This window comes from Acinetobacter sp. YH12064 (assembly GCF_013419735.1).
In the GTDB taxonomy this organism is placed as follows: Bacteria; Pseudomonadota; Gammaproteobacteria; order Pseudomonadales; family Moraxellaceae; genus Acinetobacter; species Acinetobacter amyesii.
Window position 1 is genome coordinate 16,206 of sequence record NZ_VOZP01000005.1, and the last position, 17,431, is coordinate 33,636.

Annotated in this window: 18 protein-coding genes; 5 read left to right on the top strand and 13 right to left on the bottom strand. The window is 38.9% G+C overall.

Annotated features, from left to right (window positions below):
- Positions 1–43 precede the first annotated feature (43 nt).
- The gene (locus FTU13_RS06190; RefSeq protein ID WP_180035702.1) at positions 44–694 is read right to left on the bottom strand and encodes a hypothetical protein; all 651 of its coding nucleotides are present in this window, start codon (positions 692–694) and stop codon (positions 44–46) included.
- Between the two features lie 100 nt (positions 695–794).
- Here FTU13_RS06190 and ispF point away from each other — a divergent pair, with 100 nt between their 5' ends.
- Entirely contained in the window at positions 795–1,283 is a 489-nt protein-coding gene (ispF, locus tag FTU13_RS06195; RefSeq protein ID WP_078193864.1) for a 2-C-methyl-D-erythritol 2,4-cyclodiphosphate synthase, read from the top strand.
- On the opposite strand, the gene FTU13_RS06200 is transcribed toward ispF, so the two are convergent.
- From FTU13_RS06200 to FTU13_RS06210, 3 genes are all read right to left on the bottom strand, one after another.
- Positions 1,271–1,795, bottom strand: a complete 525-nt coding sequence (locus FTU13_RS06200) for a protein tyrosine phosphatase family protein (RefSeq protein WP_078191020.1) — start codon at positions 1,793–1,795, stop codon at positions 1,271–1,273. The two genes, ispF and FTU13_RS06200, sit on opposite strands and share 13 nt — an antisense overlap.
- A 57-nt stretch (positions 1,796–1,852) precedes the next feature.
- Positions 1,853–2,944: a 3-deoxy-7-phosphoheptulonate synthase gene (locus tag FTU13_RS06205; RefSeq protein WP_143221612.1), complete on the bottom strand. Its 1,092-nt coding sequence runs from the start codon at positions 2,942–2,944 to the stop codon at positions 1,853–1,855.
- A gap of 127 nt (positions 2,945–3,071) precedes the next feature.
- Positions 3,072–3,968 (bottom strand): sulfite exporter TauE/SafE family protein, encoded by an 897-nt coding sequence (locus FTU13_RS06210; RefSeq protein ID WP_111884308.1) that lies wholly within the window; start codon positions 3,966–3,968, stop codon positions 3,072–3,074.
- A gap of 387 nt (positions 3,969–4,355) precedes the next feature.
- Here FTU13_RS06210 and FTU13_RS17620 point away from each other — a divergent pair, with 387 nt between their 5' ends.
- Entirely contained in the window at positions 4,356–4,568 is a 213-nt protein-coding gene (locus FTU13_RS17620; protein ID WP_180127727.1) for a helix-turn-helix domain-containing protein, read from the top strand.
- A 154-nt stretch (positions 4,569–4,722) separates the two neighbouring features.
- Positions 4,723–5,895 (top strand): lipid-A-disaccharide synthase, encoded by a 1,173-nt coding sequence (gene lpxB, locus FTU13_RS06220; RefSeq protein WP_180127725.1) that lies wholly within the window; start codon positions 4,723–4,725, stop codon positions 5,893–5,895.
- A 4-nt stretch (positions 5,896–5,899) separates the two neighbouring features.
- Here the strand turns inward: lpxB and FTU13_RS06225 are convergent, their stop codons facing one another.
- Complete coding sequence (locus FTU13_RS06225) at positions 5,900–6,850, bottom strand: AraC family transcriptional regulator (protein WP_180127723.1); 951 nt, start codon at positions 6,848–6,850, stop codon at positions 5,900–5,902.
- Between the two features lie 181 nt (positions 6,851–7,031).
- Here FTU13_RS06225 and FTU13_RS06230 point away from each other — a divergent pair, with 181 nt between their 5' ends.
- Positions 7,032–8,237 carry an alkane 1-monooxygenase gene (locus tag FTU13_RS06230; RefSeq protein WP_180127721.1) on the top strand — a complete coding sequence of 402 codons (1,206 nt, stop codon included), beginning with the start codon at positions 7,032–7,034 and terminating at the stop codon, positions 8,235–8,237.
- A 460-nt stretch (positions 8,238–8,697) separates the two neighbouring features.
- On the opposite strand, the gene FTU13_RS06235 is transcribed toward FTU13_RS06230, so the two are convergent.
- The 7 genes from FTU13_RS06235 to FTU13_RS06265 all read right to left on the bottom strand — a co-directional run bounded on the left by FTU13_RS06235 (position 8,698) and on the right by FTU13_RS06265 (position 15,571).
- Positions 8,698–9,642 (bottom strand): phosphatidate cytidylyltransferase, encoded by a 945-nt coding sequence (locus FTU13_RS06235; RefSeq protein WP_078191012.1) that lies wholly within the window; start codon positions 9,640–9,642, stop codon positions 8,698–8,700.
- Complete coding sequence (locus FTU13_RS06240) at positions 9,642–10,292, bottom strand: 1-acyl-sn-glycerol-3-phosphate acyltransferase (RefSeq protein ID WP_180127753.1); 651 nt, start codon at positions 10,290–10,292, stop codon at positions 9,642–9,644. The genes FTU13_RS06235 and FTU13_RS06240 overlap by 1 nt, the downstream gene beginning before the upstream one ends.
- A 61-nt stretch (positions 10,293–10,353) precedes the next feature.
- Positions 10,354–10,782 carry a hypothetical protein gene (locus FTU13_RS06245; protein ID WP_180023587.1) on the bottom strand — a complete coding sequence of 143 codons (429 nt, stop codon included), beginning with the start codon at positions 10,780–10,782 and terminating at the stop codon, positions 10,354–10,356.
- Complete coding sequence (locus FTU13_RS06250) at positions 10,779–12,131, bottom strand: phosphatase PAP2/dual specificity phosphatase family protein (protein ID WP_373423871.1); 1,353 nt, start codon at positions 12,129–12,131, stop codon at positions 10,779–10,781. The genes FTU13_RS06245 and FTU13_RS06250 overlap by 4 nt, the downstream gene beginning before the upstream one ends.
- 18 nt (positions 12,132–12,149) lie before the next feature.
- Complete coding sequence (locus FTU13_RS06255; RefSeq protein WP_180127717.1) at positions 12,150–13,904, bottom strand: bifunctional alpha/beta hydrolase/class I SAM-dependent methyltransferase; 1,755 nt, start codon at positions 13,902–13,904, stop codon at positions 12,150–12,152.
- Between the two features lie 47 nt (positions 13,905–13,951).
- Positions 13,952–14,587, bottom strand: a complete 636-nt coding sequence (locus FTU13_RS06260) for a CDP-alcohol phosphatidyltransferase family protein (RefSeq protein ID WP_180127715.1) — start codon at positions 14,585–14,587, stop codon at positions 13,952–13,954.
- A gap of 81 nt (positions 14,588–14,668) precedes the next feature.
- Positions 14,669–15,571: an acyl-CoA thioesterase II gene (locus FTU13_RS06265; RefSeq protein WP_180127713.1), complete on the bottom strand. Its 903-nt coding sequence runs from the start codon at positions 15,569–15,571 to the stop codon at positions 14,669–14,671.
- A 154-nt stretch (positions 15,572–15,725) separates the two neighbouring features.
- Here FTU13_RS06265 and ybaK point away from each other — a divergent pair, with 154 nt between their 5' ends.
- Complete coding sequence (gene ybaK / locus FTU13_RS06270) at positions 15,726–16,193, top strand: Cys-tRNA(Pro) deacylase (RefSeq protein ID WP_180022788.1); 468 nt, start codon at positions 15,726–15,728, stop codon at positions 16,191–16,193.
- Positions 16,194–16,549: 356 nt separating this feature from the next.
- Here the strand turns inward: ybaK and FTU13_RS06275 are convergent, their stop codons facing one another.
- A complete protein-coding gene (locus FTU13_RS06275; protein ID WP_180127711.1) occupies positions 16,550–17,227 on the bottom strand; it encodes a hypothetical protein in 678 nt (225 codons plus the stop codon).
- Positions 17,228–17,431 lie beyond the last annotated feature (204 nt).

Consider the following 17,431-nt stretch of genomic DNA (forward strand, 5'->3'; position numbering starts at 1 on the left):
GTTGAGGCTTTTTTGTATTTTTCTATGTCATTCGAATTTGATCTTAATCATATAAGCGATAAATCCCTGCAAAACGTTCACAGCCTTTTTGTTCGGTTTTTACTGAGAGTAAAGCTTTACTGTAATTGAACTGATATTTGCAGTCGTGTTCATTATCGGTGATTTGATTTTTTTGTTCGGGTGTTGTGTAAGCTAAAAATGGAATGGTTTGTGTTTCAACACGATTGTTCGGATTACGATAGGCAATGCCTTCTATTTTGATGCTGTCTTTGCCCAGTTGATGCACTTTTAAATGTACAGGTGATGTCGCAAAATGACCATTTTCAAATTTAAGATAATGCTGCGTTAAACTTTGGTTCATCGAGGTATAAATATTCAAATCTTCATGGCGAAGCTCAAATTGTTGTTTAAAACACTCCAAGTTTTTGCATTGCTGAACACGACTGTACCATAATTTTTGCGTATCTATCAGTAAGCGTATTGGGGCATCGGTAATTAACTGCGCTGTTAAAAAAAGCCCATCTAACTTTTCACGCTGTTCTTCAAAACCGTCAGAACAGTAATTTTTTTTTGCCTGAGTATTGGCCTGATCACAGTCTATTTTTTCTGCATGCGTAAACATCGCTAGGCCAGAACCTATTAGCAGAACCAGTCCGAATTTTTTGATGATATTTATTTCAGTTTTCAACAGCATGATCGCTTATACTTTCACTATGTTGCGCTTGCCCACACTATAGCGAAATAGAAAGCGTGAATACAAGATTTCAATCATTATTTTCTCAAGGAACTCAAGCATGATAGCTCAAATTCGTATCGGTCAGGGCATGGATGTGCATGCATTTGAAGAAGGTGACTTTGTAACGCTTGCTGGTGTTCAAATTCCACATACACATGGACTCAAAGCACATTCAGATGGTGATGTGGTACTGCACGCGCTTTGTGATGCATTATTAGGAGCTTTGGCACTTGGAGATATTGGTCAGCATTTTCCAGATACAGATCCAAAATTTAAAGGTGCCGATAGTCGAGTACTTTTAAAACACGTCTACCAAATGATTTTAGATCGTGGATATGTACTTAATAATGCTGATATTACCGTAGCTTGTGAGCGCCCTAAACTAGCAAAACATAATTTAGAAATGCGTCAAAGTATCGCAAATGTTATGGATGTTGAAGTTACACAAATTAGCATCAAAGCGACCACCACCGAAAAATTAGGGTTTACTGGTCGCCAAGAAGGTATTCTTTCTACTGCAACAGTACTGATTTCTCACGCAAAATGATCTGGATGGATCAGTGCATGTTGTAAATCTTGAGTTGCTTTACGGCCTTGAAGTTGTAAGGCAACCGCATGGATTAAACCTGTCCATGTTTCATTGGGTTCCCAAATTTGATGCATCAAATCTTGAGCCTTTGGCATATCAACATCCATATAGTATTGACGATATAAATACATCAAACTGCTGACACGGAAGTTTTTCGCACAGTGTAGCCAAACCGTTTGACCTTGAACCAAATGGTCAATCATATCGAGTACTAGAAGGCATTGATCATCTGAAGGGGTATCCCAAGAGATTGGAACTTGGATATAGTTCAGGCCTAGATCTAGGCAAATACGGTCTTCATGCTCGATATGATTGGATGCATCAGTCAGTGCTAAATTAATAACTGTTGAAACACCATATTCTTTGATCGTTTGAAGCTCAGAAGGAGATGGTTGACCGGACGTTAATAAGTGTTCATGTATATATTGGAAGTTTTCAATGTGACTTAACGCATTTTCGATTTCATTCATCTGACAAATAATCCTTCAAAGTAAAACGCCATCTCGAAGATGGCGTTTTTCATTCACTTAGCGTGTCGGTAACACGTCTTTAAGTGCTTCATGCATCTCTAACAAGACTTTTTCAGTCGTATCCCAATCGATACAGCCATCAGTCACTGATTTACCATATTCGAGGTCACATAGGTTGGCAGGAATATCCTGACGACCACCTTTTAAGTGACTTTCTACCATAATACCCACGATTGACTTGTTTCCGTCAAGGATTTGTTCAGTAATATTTTTCAGAACAAGGGGTTGTAGGTACGGGTCTTTGTTTGAGTTTGCATGACTGGTATCAATCATGATTTTGCCACTAACTTTTGCTTTGGCTAATGCCGCTTCGGCATCTGCAACTGAACCTGCGTCGTAGTTTGGTTTACCGTTACCGCCACGAAGTACAACGTGTGCATATGGGTTACCACTGGTACGAATAACAGAAACTTGACCTTGGTCGCTTAAGCCCAAGAAGCTATGACCATGTTTAACAGATTGCATGGCATTGGTCGCAACGGTTAAACCGCCATCTGTACCATTTTTAAAGCCCACAGGTGAAGACAGGCCAGAAGACATTTCACGATGTGTTTGGCTTTCAGTGGTGCGCGCACCAATTGCTGACCAAGAGATAAGATCTTGGTAGTACTGTGGTGAGTTTGGATCGAGTGCTTCGGTTGCACAAGGCAAACCTTTTTCATTCAATTCAAGTAAAAGTTTACGACCAATACGTAAGCCTTTTTCGATGTTGAAAGAATCGTTCATGTCAGGGTCATTAATTAGACCTTTCCAACCCACAGTGGTACGTGGTTTTTCAAAATACACACGCATCACGACATAAATCGTATCTTGGATTTTGTCACTTAAAACTTTTAAACGGTCAGCATAATCATGTGCAGCGACTGTGTCGTGAATTGAACATGGACCAATGACAACAAAAAGACGTTTGTCATTTCCATCTAAAATATTACGTACAGTTTCACGGCCCTTAAGGACTGTTTGATAGGCAGTTTCAGTCAGAGGTAGCTCTTTTTTTAGTTCTGCAGGAGTAACAAGTGGCTGAATGCTTTTTACATTCACGTCATCAATGTCGTTTTGGGTAATAGAATTTGACTGTAAAGTATTCATTGCCGTCACTGGTTTGATTATACAAAAGGTTGTTTCGTGAGCTGAATATAACATGAATATAGCATTCAAATGTTATAAAAAAGATCAATAAGTCTCTGAAAAAAAAGTGATGAATCGGGCAGTTAATTTAAACCTGCTGACTATTCACCGTCGGTGCGATCAACATTGCAGTTGTTGGTTTTTCGACAGGTTTTGATTTTACTGGATTAATGATGAAATTCATGCCTAAAACAAACAAGGTAATGCCTAAGACTTTACGAATAACTTTTTCAGGTAAACGTGAGCTGATCAAAGTTCCGACAACAATCGCTGGAATAGAACCCACCAATAACCAACCCAATAAATGAAAATCGACATTACCTGAGCTCATATGACCCAAGCCTGCAACCAGTGTAAGAAGCACGGCATGTACGACGTCAGAGCCGATAATACGAATCATCGGTAAGTTCGGGAACATAAGTACCAAAGCCATAATACCGAAGGCACCTGCACCCACAGACGATAGGGTAACGAATACGCCTAAAATAATCCCCATGATGATGATATATACACGCTTATTTTTAGCTTGGAAATTGATACGCTCCAGATCAGCACTCATATCATCCAACTGATCAGTTTTTCGAAATTTATTAAAGAATTTTTCGATATGACCACGGAAAATAATTGAGATCCCTGTAATCGTCAGCATAAAACCCAAAAACATGGTTAACACGGTTTTGTAATGTGTCGATTGGCTGAGATAGTTTTCCAGTACCCAATGGGTCGCAAAAGACGCAGGGATACTGCCGACAGCAAGCCAAATAACAATGGTCCATACGATATTCATTTTACGTGCATGAACTAAAGAACCACAAAATTTTGAAATAGCGGCATACAGCAGGTCTGTACCAATCGCAATATGGGGTTCAATTTTATACAGGCTGATCAGGATCGGGGTCATCAATGAACCACCGCCAACGCCGGTAATACCTACGCAGAAACCTACAATTACACCTGCCAGAATGAACTCTAAAGGACCGACCATCGCTGAATGCCAAATATCAAAAAACGTGCATATCTTATGACTAATTGATATAAGTCGTTGTCTCGATTAGTGATTTGCTTGTGAAAAAAATAGATAAAGAATATTTTTAATTTTGAAATAAATGAATTTTATCTAAACTAAGTTATTGATTATGGTTTTCTCAACTGGTTGATAGTTCAAATGTAGATTATGCTGCAGTGAAATCATATATTTTGAATATAAGGCTTTGAATATCTGAAGTGGATATCCAATACCTAAATGCACTGTAGGTTTTCAATTCTAAACTTTTGATTTGATATTTATCGATATAAGCAACAGTGTATATAAATTCCACTGCTGCTAAGTCTCATACGCCTTAAAAAGATAAGGTTTCGCCATTATTCGAATATGAGTAGAAGGACACTAACTAGACATTTTAAACATGCGACAGGGCTACCAATTGTCACATGGTTAAATAATGAAAGACTGCGATATGCGGCTGAATTGCTCGAATTGACAGATTATTCAGTTGATAAACTTGCGGAAAGCACGGGTGTTAAAACCGCAGTGCTATTTCGTAAATTGTTTAAGAGTAAATACGGTAGAAATCAGAACCATTAGTATAAAAATTTTAGTTAGTAGCTAAGCAGCAGTGAGGAATATTTCTAAAATGGTGAATTAACGCTGTGCAGCTTTTTTCAGGAAATCTATTAACTTTGTGAAGGACTCGTATAGAATCTATAACTAAAGAACATTAAGTTAAAAGGACAGACTTTTGCAAAATCGGAAACTTAAAATTGGCATCGTGGTTGGGGAAGTATCCGGGGATACATTAGGCGCCAAGCTTATCCGTAGTTTTCGAGAGCAAGGGATCGATGCGGAATTTGAAGGCATTGGTGGTCCGCAAATGATTGCAGAAGGCTTTAACAGCTATTATCCGATGGATATTTTATCGGTGATGGGGATTGTTGAAGTCTTAAAAGATATTAAAAAACTCTTTGCTGTACGTGATGGTCTGGTTGAAAAATGGACTGAAAACCCTGTCGATGTTTTTGTAGGGATAGATGCACCGGATTTTAATTTGCGTTTATCTAAGAGCATGAAGCAAAAACAGCTACCAATTAAAACAGTGCAATATGTCAGCCCTTCAGTATGGGCGTGGCGTCAAGGGCGTGTACATGGCATTAAAGCAAGTATTGATTTAGTCCTTTGCTTATTTCCATTTGAAAAAGCGTTTTTCCAAAAATGGCAAGTTCCGGCTGCATTTGTCGGACACCCATTGGCAAGTCAGTTGCCTTTAGATAATCCACTCGTTGCGGCTAAACACGAGTTAGGCTTAGATGAGCATCAAAAACACATTGCATTACTTCCGGGCAGCCGTCGCGGTGAAATTGAGCGCTTAGGGCCTTTGGTACTGTCTGCCGCACAGATTTTGACGGAGCAGCATCCAGACTATGTGTTCCTGATTCCTGCAATCAATGATGCACGTAAACAGCAAATCGAATTGTTGCTCAAGCAGTATCCTGAAGCATTACAAGCCAAAGTTCGCTTGATGGAAAACACAGATTCGGAATCTAAAATTGGCCGTCAGGTGATGAATGCATCGAATATTGTTGCTTTGGCATCTGGTACAGCAACCTTAGAAGCGATGTTTTTACACCGCCCAATGGTGACCTTTTATAAGTTAAATTGGCTGACCTACCATGTGGTGAAATTGCTGATCAAAATTCCTTATTATTCATTGCCAAATATTATTGCGGGCAAAAAGGTGATTCAGGAACTCATCCAACATGATGCAACGCCTGAAAAATTAGCAGCAGAAATTGAAAGCTTGATGGATGTTGAAAAATCGCAAATTCAAGTGATGCAGCACATCACCATGCATAAACAACTGCTTTCAGGTAACAGTGAAAACCCTGTGGAAGCGATTTTAAAGCTTTTAGATTAAACCTTTAAGGTGACTCAGTTTTTGCGAGTTGATGCTGCTGTCGATACTGGCTCGGTGTTAGATCATAAAACTTTTTAAAAGTTTGGCTAAATGCCGTTTCAGATGAGTAACCGATACGATGGGCAATTTGCTGAATAGTCAGTTGCCCCGTTTGTAAGTGCTGTGTTGCCAGTCGCAAACGATGTTGCTGCAAATAGGCGAGTGGTGATTCACCGAGCATTTGAGTAAATAAACTGGCAAATTTAGAACGCGACATACAACATTGTTCTGCCAAACTTTCGACGGTCCAAGCATGCTGTGGTTGTTCATGAATCGCGGCTAAAGCATTGGATAATTCAGGATGACTCAAGGCATGCAACCAACTGCTTGAATCTGACAAGGCTGCAATATAATCACGCACACATTCGATAAATAAAATACTCACCAAATGATCCAAAATTTTGTCGCGGCCTGGACGGATCTGATGCGCTTCAACGGCCAGAAAATGTAAGCCAATTTGCAACCATTCCGGTGCGGTACTGCTCATGATATGTGGTGTATGTAACAGCGTGGGGAGGGCATTCACTAAAGGTTTTGCCATAATGCTGTCGACATGTCCACGGATCGCGAGTACAAATAATTCTTCTGCTTCATGAGACTCAGTAGAATTTAATTCAATGGTTTTATTTCGTTGCTCTTGAAACAGTGGCGTGATGTTTATTGATTCGACCAAGATATCAGACTGTATAGATTTGCAGTGGTGGTTTTGCCCTGACGGAATAAGGCAAAGATCGCCAGCTTCAAGCAAAACCTGCTCTTGATCTATATGCACAACACACTGGCCTTGAATCACCACATAAGCAACCATGGCATTGTGATCTTGAAAATGAAAAGCCCAAGGATGCTGTGATCTCAAATAAATATATTCAGATCGGTGGAGATGAATATCATCAAAAATTTTACTTAAAGCATCCATATTTCAAATATTTACTCATATTAATTTTCTATTTATAGATGGTCACTATGTGCTTAAAGGTCAACATTTATCCTTAAATGCCAAAGACGATCACATAGTTTTTTTGGACGCTTAAAACTGTTCTGGCTGCCCATATTTTACGAATATAAACACAGAAGAAGTTATTAGGGAAGTCTAGCGCATGAATGCACCAGTAAAATTAAATGAACAGCAGCTCGCTCAGTTAGAAAGCAAAATCGGTAGTGTTTTAGATAAAAAACGTTATGGTTGGCTATTGAGTCCAGGTTTACCAGTCATTGGTATGGGGATCTTGGCGGGTTATCATTTTGGTCCAAAACCGACAAAAAAACTATTTGCCATGGGTGGGCCGCTTCTACTGCATGTCATTATTCCTGCACTGGATGCACTGATCGGTGATGATGCCAATAACCCGACAGATGATGACATCAAAGTTTTAGTGAATGATCCCTATTATGATCGGATCGTCAAATTATTTATTCCACTGCAAATGGCAGCGAACGCTTTTGCAGGCTATGTAGTTACCCGTAAAGATGTTTCATTATTAGATCAAGTTCTACTTGGGGTTTCGATGGGTGCCATCAATGGCGTTGGCGTAAATACAGCACATGAACTTTGCCATCGACCACATAAAAAAGACCATTACTGGGCACATGCGACGCTCGCACCATTAGGTTATAGCCATTTCCGCATTGAACATCCTTATGGACACCATAGACGTGTGGCAACGCCTGAAGATCCTGCATCTTCAAAAATGGGCGAAACCTTTTATGAGTTTTGGCCACGCACTGTATTTGGTGGAATTAAATCGGCGGTGCAGATTGAGAAACAACGCTTAAAACGTAAAGGTTTAAGTTTCTTTTCGAAGGACAATGAACTGTTTCATGGTTGGGCGATGAGTGCAGGTTTTCATGCCTCGATGCTGAAAATGTTTGGTAAAGGCGTGACACCGTATTTAGTTACACAGGCCTTTTATGGAATCAGCCTTTTTGAAATTATTAATTATATTGAACATTATGGCCTGAAGCGTGAGCAAAAACCGGATGGAAGTTATGCGCGAACCATGCCTGAACATAGTTGGAATAACAATAATATTGTGACCAATCTATTTTTGTATCAATTACAGCGACATTCAGACCATCATGCATATCCGACTCGTCCATTTCAGGCTTTAAGACATTTTGATGAAGCGCCAGAGTTGCCTAGCGGCTATGCCACTATGCTAATTCCTGCTTTAGTACCCTCTATTTGGTTTAAGATGATGGATAAACGTGTCTATGATCACTACCAAGGCGATTTAACTAAAGCCAATATGCATCCTAAACGTCGTGCAAGTATTTTTAAAAAGTTTGCAATTTCAGACGTTTAAATCGAATACCTGATAAGAAGAATCCCAAGCTTGTTTAGTTGGGATTTTTTATTGTGCGTATTATTAACCGATGCTACGCAGTAACATCAGAAGCGCACGTTGATTCAAATAAAAGAACGATACACGGTAACGTCATCCGAAATTGTTTGAGACAAGACTTATTGTAATCAAAAATGTTTCTGCGATTCTTTGAATAATTAGACGTTAGTGAACGAGTTTTGTCGGTGAGGTGCATTGCACCGCAAGATGGTTTCCTTGCGAAGCTTCGCTTCTCATTTTGCCGAATGAGAAACAACGTTTCGTAAGAGTACCTCCAGCCGAAGGCTAATACCTTTATTCAATCCTTAGATGTAAGACACCGTCGCATTGACTTAAAAATCATCTTTAAAATGTAAAAGTAATTCTACGTGCGTAACATCATTTAAAATCCCAAATTTTCTATTTGAAACTTAGTCACTTTTTAAGACCACCAATAGCGCAAAATGTGGAAAAAAATCGGTGCTGAAAAGCAGATGGAATCAATTCGGTCGAGCATGCCACCATGGCCTTGGATAAGTTGTCCCCAATCTTTTACACCACGATCGCGTTTAATGGCTGACATGACAAGACCACCAAAGAAACCGAATATACAAACAATAAAACCAATACATGCAGCCTGTAGATAGCTAAAGGGTGTAAGCCATGACATAGCAACACCTAGTGCAGTGGCTAAAGCAATGCCTCCGATTAAACCCTCAACGGTCTTAGATGGTGAAAGTATCGGTGCGACTTTATGTTTTCCAAATAGCTTGCCACAGACATATTGTAAGACATCGGAGGCTTGTACCACCATGATCAGCCAGATCGCTAGCCAAATTTTTTCACCTTCAAATCCGGGAAGTTTAAGATTTAATAGCGCAGGCACATGCGAAATACAGAATACGCTGATCATCAGACCCCATTGAATTTTTGAACTGCGCTCTAAAAATCGCGTGGTATCTTCGGCTTTGAGTGTAGCGATTGGGATAAGAAGAAATACATACAGCGGAATAAAAATAGAATATAGCCCGTACCAGTCGATATACACCAAGTAATATTGGTATGGAATGACAAAATAAAAAGCGATCAATAAAGGAAGATAATCACCGCGACGGGTTGGCAGTAAACTGATAAATTCGCGTAAAGCAAAGAGTGAAATCAACGCAAACAGGATCACAAAAGCAATTTTGCCTAATGAAATTGCTACACCAAGTACCAACAGCATGACCCACCATGCATTGATCCTTGCATTTAAATTGTCGATGACCGGTGCAGGTGCATAACCCGCTTTAAATTTTAGTATTGAGCCAATAGTTGAGGCAATAATCAAAATAACCGCAAAGATACCAAACAATACATAGGTCATTTGCGCATTGGTGAATTCCATTATTGATACTCCAATGCTTTTAATTTAAGTAATTCTTCCTGAGCGTAGTTTAAAAACTCGGTTTTACTCTGTTCATTATGGGCTTCTAAAGGTTTGCCAAAAATAACGGTAGATAATAATGGCAATGGTATAAGGGCGCCTTTAGGCATAACACGTTTTAAATTAGAGATCCATACCGGTACAATTTCAACATCAGGAAATTGATTTTTGAGATGAAATAAGCCGCTTTTAAAGGCTAATAATTCAACGTCATCATTTAAATTTCGAGTACCCTCAGGAAAGAAAATAATCGAGTCACCTTGAGCTAATACGGTTTTGATCGGTTCTAATGGATCTTGATTTTGCTCTCGATTTCGCTGAATAGTGACGCCAGTAAACGTGTCTTGAATGAGAAAACGTCGAAAGCCATCTTTTAACCAATAATCCGAAGCAGCTACAGGACGCGTCTTTCGTCTGAGATCTGTCGGCAGTGATGACCAAAGCAAAATAAAGTCGATATGGCTATTATGATTTGCATAATAAATACGCTGTTTCATAACCGGTTTGCACCCGACCCATAGACTCCGCGCGCCCGTGAGCAGCCGCGCACCACGACGAGTGAGAAAGGCAATATAGCGAGCAATTGAACGGCTTAAAAAATTACCTTTCATTGGTGAGTGAGCATTCCCTGAAGTGTCTAATGGATTTGGCATAGCTTCAAATTATTGTGAATTATTTATACAGTAAAAATATGCAGATGAATGCGATGTATTGCAAGCAAAGCACAAAGATCTGCCATTTAAATAAAGCCAGACAACCTAACTCACGTAGTTCCCAGGCGCGGCCACATTTATTTGTAGACATTAATTTTAGGTTAATTAAACTTAAGTCCAGCTCTTTGGTGGTTTGTTCAAGGCTTTGGGTTTGGCTGCATTCAGCGACAGTGGCTAAAAGTGCCGAATCAAATTTGATTCTCAAGCTTAAATAATGCTGTATTCCGAGCAAAACTAGACAAATCAATACATATAGCAAATCGAATAGCATCACATTGCCAAACTGGATGATGAGCGAGAGCGTGAGGATCGCTGCTACATAAGCTGAAATGAGCAATCCAGTGGTGGATTGTAACAACTTTGATAGCACCACAAGTTGTAAATTCATGGTGCAAGTCCTTTAAGTTTTAAACGATAAGTATTTAAATGTTTTATTTGCGGTGTTTTAAGCACAACCCAAGGACGGTTATGGCGAATAATTCGTAAAACATCTTCGACTGAATATTCAGGATGTTGTTTCAATAATAATGCGGTAACTACAGCACTACTTCGTGAATATCCCAAAGCACAGAAGACCAAGATGTTTTGTGCTTCATCATTGTTATTAGATGTTAAGAGTAGTTCTAAATACTCTACAGCATTATGCAGCTGATTGGCCTGTAAAGGAATTAGGTCTAAACTCAAGTTTTGGGCATAAGAGCACTTTGGATAAGTGGGTAATTCTGCGCAACAATCGAGTAAAGCATCATATTGTTGCATGACCTGTTTGGACGGATAGCGACCTAAATAAATATAACTCTGATTGATTTTGATGATTTTAGAATCTTCAGGATGGCGATAAGTCCAGATTCGGCTATTGATCCAAGCAAATATAAGGTAGGGTGCGAACAGCATTTTTGCAGCAATGGTCATATCACCATGACTGAGTTTTTGAAAAAAATGCGGTCGATTGAATAAATATGCAAACGAAACTAAAAGCAGACTGCTTGCAGGATAGAGCAGCCAAAGCCACCAACCTTTTGCATGTGCGATTGCGCTACACAATAAGGCAGCAAACAGATAAAGGATGCCGATTTTAATGTGCTTTAAGCTTAGACGACTCTGTATATTTTTAGCCCATGGCGCAGAGCCAGACATTGGGAATAGCCATAAACATAAGGCACCGACCAATAAACCCGTTGGGATATCTATAAAATGGTGCTGCCAAGTGGTTAGAACCGAGAGACCGATCAAAAAGGACCAACCATCTACCAGATATTTTAGCTTGCCTGTGCTATGCCGACGGTAAAAATCCCAAAGTATCACCAGTAGTACAATGTGCAGAGAGGGTGCTTGATTGAACGGTTTATCAAAACCCATCAAGACATCAAACCACAACCCGAAAAAACCTGTGAGTTCGGGGCGTTCAAAGCTAAAGCGTAATGGGAAAAGTAAAAAGCAGCTGATTGAAATGATTTGTGCTGAGAATAGTCGCAATACATGTTGTTTTAATTCAAACTTATTCCAACAAAGTAATAAAGACAAACCATAGAACAGATCAATCGACCAATAAGGCACAATACTCCATGGCCAAAGTGGAATATATTTTTCCCATTCAAAGACGATAACAGGTACAGACGCTAAACCCGCAGCGTATTGGTTGGCAAAACCATAACTTAAGAAGAAAAAAGGTGCCAGAAATGCCAAACACAGTAGGCCGTATTTCCAAGTTCCTGTATCCGTATCCAGTTTATGCATAAGATTGACCATCCAAGCTTAAATTTTTTGTGCAACGGAAACTGTGAAAATACCAAACTCATCAATGACTTGATCGACTTTCTTGAAACCGGCTTGCTCAACCAAGGCATCCATTTCTGCTTGTGAGCGCAAACGCATGACCCATGCATCTCCTTGGCGATGTGAGGTCAGGGCACGGGCGATAAACTCTTGTTGCGGATGCCAAATTTGACCTGTGTAGATGAGATAACCATCTTTCTCAATGGCCTGACTCAAGCCTGATAAGGACTGTCTAAGTAAATCATTATCACTAAATAATTCGTATAAACCTGAGACCACGGCTAGAGTGGGTTTAGGTTCAACACTGGCTAAAGAAGTGGTATCAAATGCATCCGCTTCTACAAATTTGGCAATCTGGCTTAAACCTCTTTGCTCAATCATTGCTTGACCCGCTTGTACATTGATCGAGCTATAGTCTCTAAGCAAGATGGATTCAGGCTGTTGAGGTAGTTTTTGTACAGCATCTAAAATATATCGGCCATGGCCTGCAGCAATATCCATAATCCGTACCGCGTGTTGGGCATCATGTAACTTAGAAGCATATTTCGTTAATAGTGCTTCAATATTTTGTTTTCTAACGCGAATACCACGCCAACCGATCGCATTTAAATATTGTCGATCGATGATGTTACCAAGAGCATTTTGGCTTTCTGATTGATCTCGATAAACAAAATCTAAGGTGCTGCCAGAGTCATATCCTGTCTCTTCACCAATTTTTAAGCCCTTGGAAAAGAGACTACCAATTTTAAGATTTTGTTTGGTTAAGCTCCAAAATGCATGTTTTAAAGAATGTTTTGGAAGCGTTGAACTTAAGGTTTCTGCTACAGCACAGCTCGGGCCAATTTTATCTGCATCTAAAAGTTTAGGTGCGGAATAGGGTTGTTTAAAACATTGTTGAATAAAGCGATGGATTTTATCTGTGGCGATTTTGCGATGTTTTTCACCCAAGGTATCATGATAAAAACCATCTAAGACGTGAAATTCCTTCATTGGATGAGGGAGTTTTTGATAAAACGCCAATTGCGGTTTTTGATGCACCACGTAGTCAGATCCCGAACATAAAACCTGTGTAGGAACAAAAATATTTTGTGCATCTTTAACGATTCGATCTGAGGCTGCATATAGCCCCAGCAGCATCCGGACTGATATGGCCCGAGCGATCTGCGGGTCTGTGTCATAACTCTGCGCACGTGCAGTATCGTGCGTCAACATTTTGGCTTTGACATAACTATTAATAAAAAAGTTGCCAGCGAATTTATTTATGAGTGTTAAGCCGGGTTTTGCAAAAGGCACATAGAGTTTGATGTCAAATGCAGGCGAGGCAAGGCATAAAGCACGGATTTTAGGGGCATAATCATGCACCCATGTCGCGGCTAAAACAGCGCCAACGCTTTGAGCTACAATTGCTATATTTTCTGATCGGATTTGGTAAGTCTGTTCAATATGCTGAACAAAATATTGAATGTCTTGAACGCATGCGGAAAAACTAGGAGCATCACCACGTTCACCTGGGGTATTGCCGTGACCTCGCGCATCCCAAGCGAAAAAATCAAAATCAGGCAAATTCAATTCATTGACCAAATGCGCCATTCGTCCCGAATGTTCATGGCCACGATGAAATAAGATCACCGCTTTTTTCTTACGGTTGCTTTTTAAACTGCTATTTTCCCAATGTTGATAAAACAAGGATGTTCCATCATGGCTCGTAAAGGTATGCTGAGTATTGTTATACATTGTGTTGTTCTCAAAATAATGAATCGACTGACGATCTAAACTGAAATTTATTGTGGGTTGATAATGCTATTTTTAATGCGGTTATAAATCGTGATAAATAATAAAAAGATGATAATAATCAAAATACTATTGCAAATAAGAGACAATGTATTTAAACCGAAGTTAAATATAGAAGAAGTCACGATCACGATACAGATGATGCTAAATACAAAAGCACGGTCACTTTTTCCCATTGGACCATCGTAGCGACGTTCTTGACCCACTAATGGCGCCATCACACCTGTATATTCAGCAAGTATGGCGAGAAAACAGGTCAAAATTAGCAGTTCGGCTTGAATAAAAGCAAAACAAATTAAACTAAAATAGAGTGTTGAGTCAGAAATCACATCACATAATTCATTATAAAAAGCACCGAGTTTGGATTGTTGGTTGAACTCACGTGCCAGCATGCCATCTATAGCATTGAAACCCATACGAATAAGCATCCATACGGGGAAAATCAACAGTAAAATACCAATACCGTTGTGAGAGAAATAGATATAAATAAAAAATGCCACAGCTAGCGAAATGAACATTGCCAGTAGGGTTACTTGATTTGCTGTAATACCAAGATGATGAAGTGATTTAACCAAAGGTCGAAGCAGTTTTTGAAATGCAGGTTTAAGTTGGTAGATCGAAGGCATATTATTGTTATAGCGGTATGATTTGCATGAATTTTATACGCTTGATGCTTAACTTAACAAGAATTTGAATGTTAAAGATTGTCACAAGGCTGACGATTCGCCTGTATAACGCATTAAATTTTCTTGTGTGGTGCTTGCGACTAATTTTCCATCTTGCCACATTTGCCCATGAGTAAGCCCACGTGATTGCGAGATTCGAGTGGTATTCATGTCATAGAAAATCCAATCATCCACCCGAAAGGTATGATGAAAATACATCGAATGATCAAGGCTGGTTGCGATGAGTTCAGGAGACAGATAATTTAAACCATGTGTTTTGAGCGCCGCAGAATATAAATTATAGTCTGAATAGTATGCTGCAATGGCCTGATGTATAAGAAGTTGGTCAAATTGTGCATCCAAGGCATCATGGAGTTTTAAATATTCTGCATATTGATTTTGATTTAAGACAGAAGCTTGACCGGACGGTGGCAAATCTGTCAGCACGTATTCAATTGGTTTAGATATAAGCTGAAAAGGCTGTAAAAATGTGGATAGATATTCAGGTGAAATAGATGATTGGATTTGCGCTTTATAGAATTGCTCTTCTTTGAGCATACTTGGTGGAAACTGTTGGATCAGATCTGGTTCGGGTATTTGATACTCCATGCCCGTTTCGTTTTTCATATAGGACAACATCACCATATATATTGGTTTGCCATGCTGTATGGCGGTCACTTGTCGTGTAGAAAAACTATGGCTATCACGTAAATTTTCGACTTTAAATAATACGGGATGATTTGCAAGACCCGCAGAAATAAAGTTGGCATGTAAAGAGTGGAGTGGGAGTGTGCAGGTAAAGGATGCACTGACTATGCTCTGAGCAAGTAATTGCCCACCAAAAATATGGTCACCAAACAGAGGTTTGCTCTGTGCCAAAAAGTAGCCCTGATCTTTGGGAACTACAGATAATAATTGGGTGAGGTCTTGAGTCAGCGTTGTCATATTTTTTTGAAATTTTTGCTTTGTTTAAATGTATTCAACTCAAACTTATTGCACAAGTCATGTTCATGAAAAATATAAAAGTCTTCGCCGGTCTTTCGAGAATAGGCTTATAATTAAGTTTTACTAGTTGTCCGAATGGAATGACGATAAAGCAATGACACCTGCATGTAAACTCTTAAAATCTAATAAAATCGACTTTACAATTCATGAATATGATCATGACCCAGAAGCAAAAAGTTTTGGTTTAGAAGCTGCGGAAAAACTTGGTTTAACGGTCGAAGAAGTCTTTAAAACCTTGATGGTTACGGACGATAAAAATTACTTTGTTGCCGTATTGCCAGTTGAATATCAGCTAAATTTGAAAAAAGTAGCCACAGCATTTGGCTGTAAAAAACTCAAAATGGCTGACCCAAAAGATGCAGAGCGTTTAACCGGTTATTTGGTTGGTGGTATTAGTCCAGTTGGACAGAAAAAACGCTTAAAAACTGTGATCGATGCTTCTGCACAGAACTTAGCTAAAATCTATGTGAGTGGCGGTAAACGTGGTTTGGATATTGGTTTAAAACCCGAAGATTTAGCAAAAGTTTTGGGCGCAAACTTTGCTGATGTGATAGATGTTTAATTACTGTTTATGACTACTTAAATTTAAGTGAATTTAGAGTTAGAGGGAATACCTTCCACTTCACAATCTATAAAATAACAAAAGTCGCATTGAGCGGCTTTTTGCTTGATGACGCATCGAGTGTCACGGATTTATTGGACATGGTGCAGCTTTTTATATTCGATATACAGGGTACTAAATTTAGGATTGTAGGCTAAATTTGATTATTAGTAGGTATATATATGGTGCTTCTTGAATTGATATGAGAAATACCGAGCGCGCACAAATTGATGCCAGATTTGATGTGAAATGAGGGTTGGCAGCTTTGCATATATATTAATAATGTTGTAAACCAACCATGGGCTGGTTTTTTTGCATTACATTTGGGATTTGTAATTATCTAAGATTGATTTTCTACCATCAGGAATAGTTTCTATTTCATAGAGCGACTCATATATTTCTTTGTCTTCTGGAGATTTTTTTGAGTCCACAAGCTGCTTTAATTTAGATTTATATTCTGTTTTACCTGCATGGAATAAGCTCGCATAGTAAGCCCATTCTGTTTGGTCGTAATAGAGATCATTTTTGGGCATATTATCTAACTGTTTTTTATATAAATTAGCGTTGTATAAATAACAGTCTTCAATATCCTTTTTTGGTTTGTTTAAAACTTCAATGAGTAAACATTGAAAATTTTTCATATTGGTTGTTTCTTTTTTTTCTAAAATTCTATTTGTAATAGCAAAGGCTTCTTCATAATTGCCAAGACGTATATTGATGTTTAGTGAAAGGTTATTTTGTTCATTCTCTGAGTTAATTTTAGAAATTTTAGGTAGAATTTTTTTGAGCTTTTGATTGGTTTTTTGAGGGTCCAGTTCACTTTGAGATTGAATTAGTATCTGATTATATTCATTGATGATTTCTTTACTTTCTGGAGAAAGCTCAGCATCAGCTCTACTTGTTGAGCTTTGTGCAGGGGAGGCTGTTTCACTTGAATTTCCACAAGCTGAAAGTGGAAGGATTGATAGTAATAATGGAAATATTATTTGTTTCATTAGTTTACACGTTTAGCTGCTGAATTTAGTTTAAAAGTATATTTCTAATATGGAGGAATAGGGGTTACGTATCCAACACTATCTGCTGGTTTCACTGTGTATCCTAATGTTAATTCAACCTCAACGAGTTGTAAGTTTGGCTCTGGTAAAGTGATATTGCAACTTCCAAGTGATGCTTTCTTTTTATCTGTATCCCACCATTGG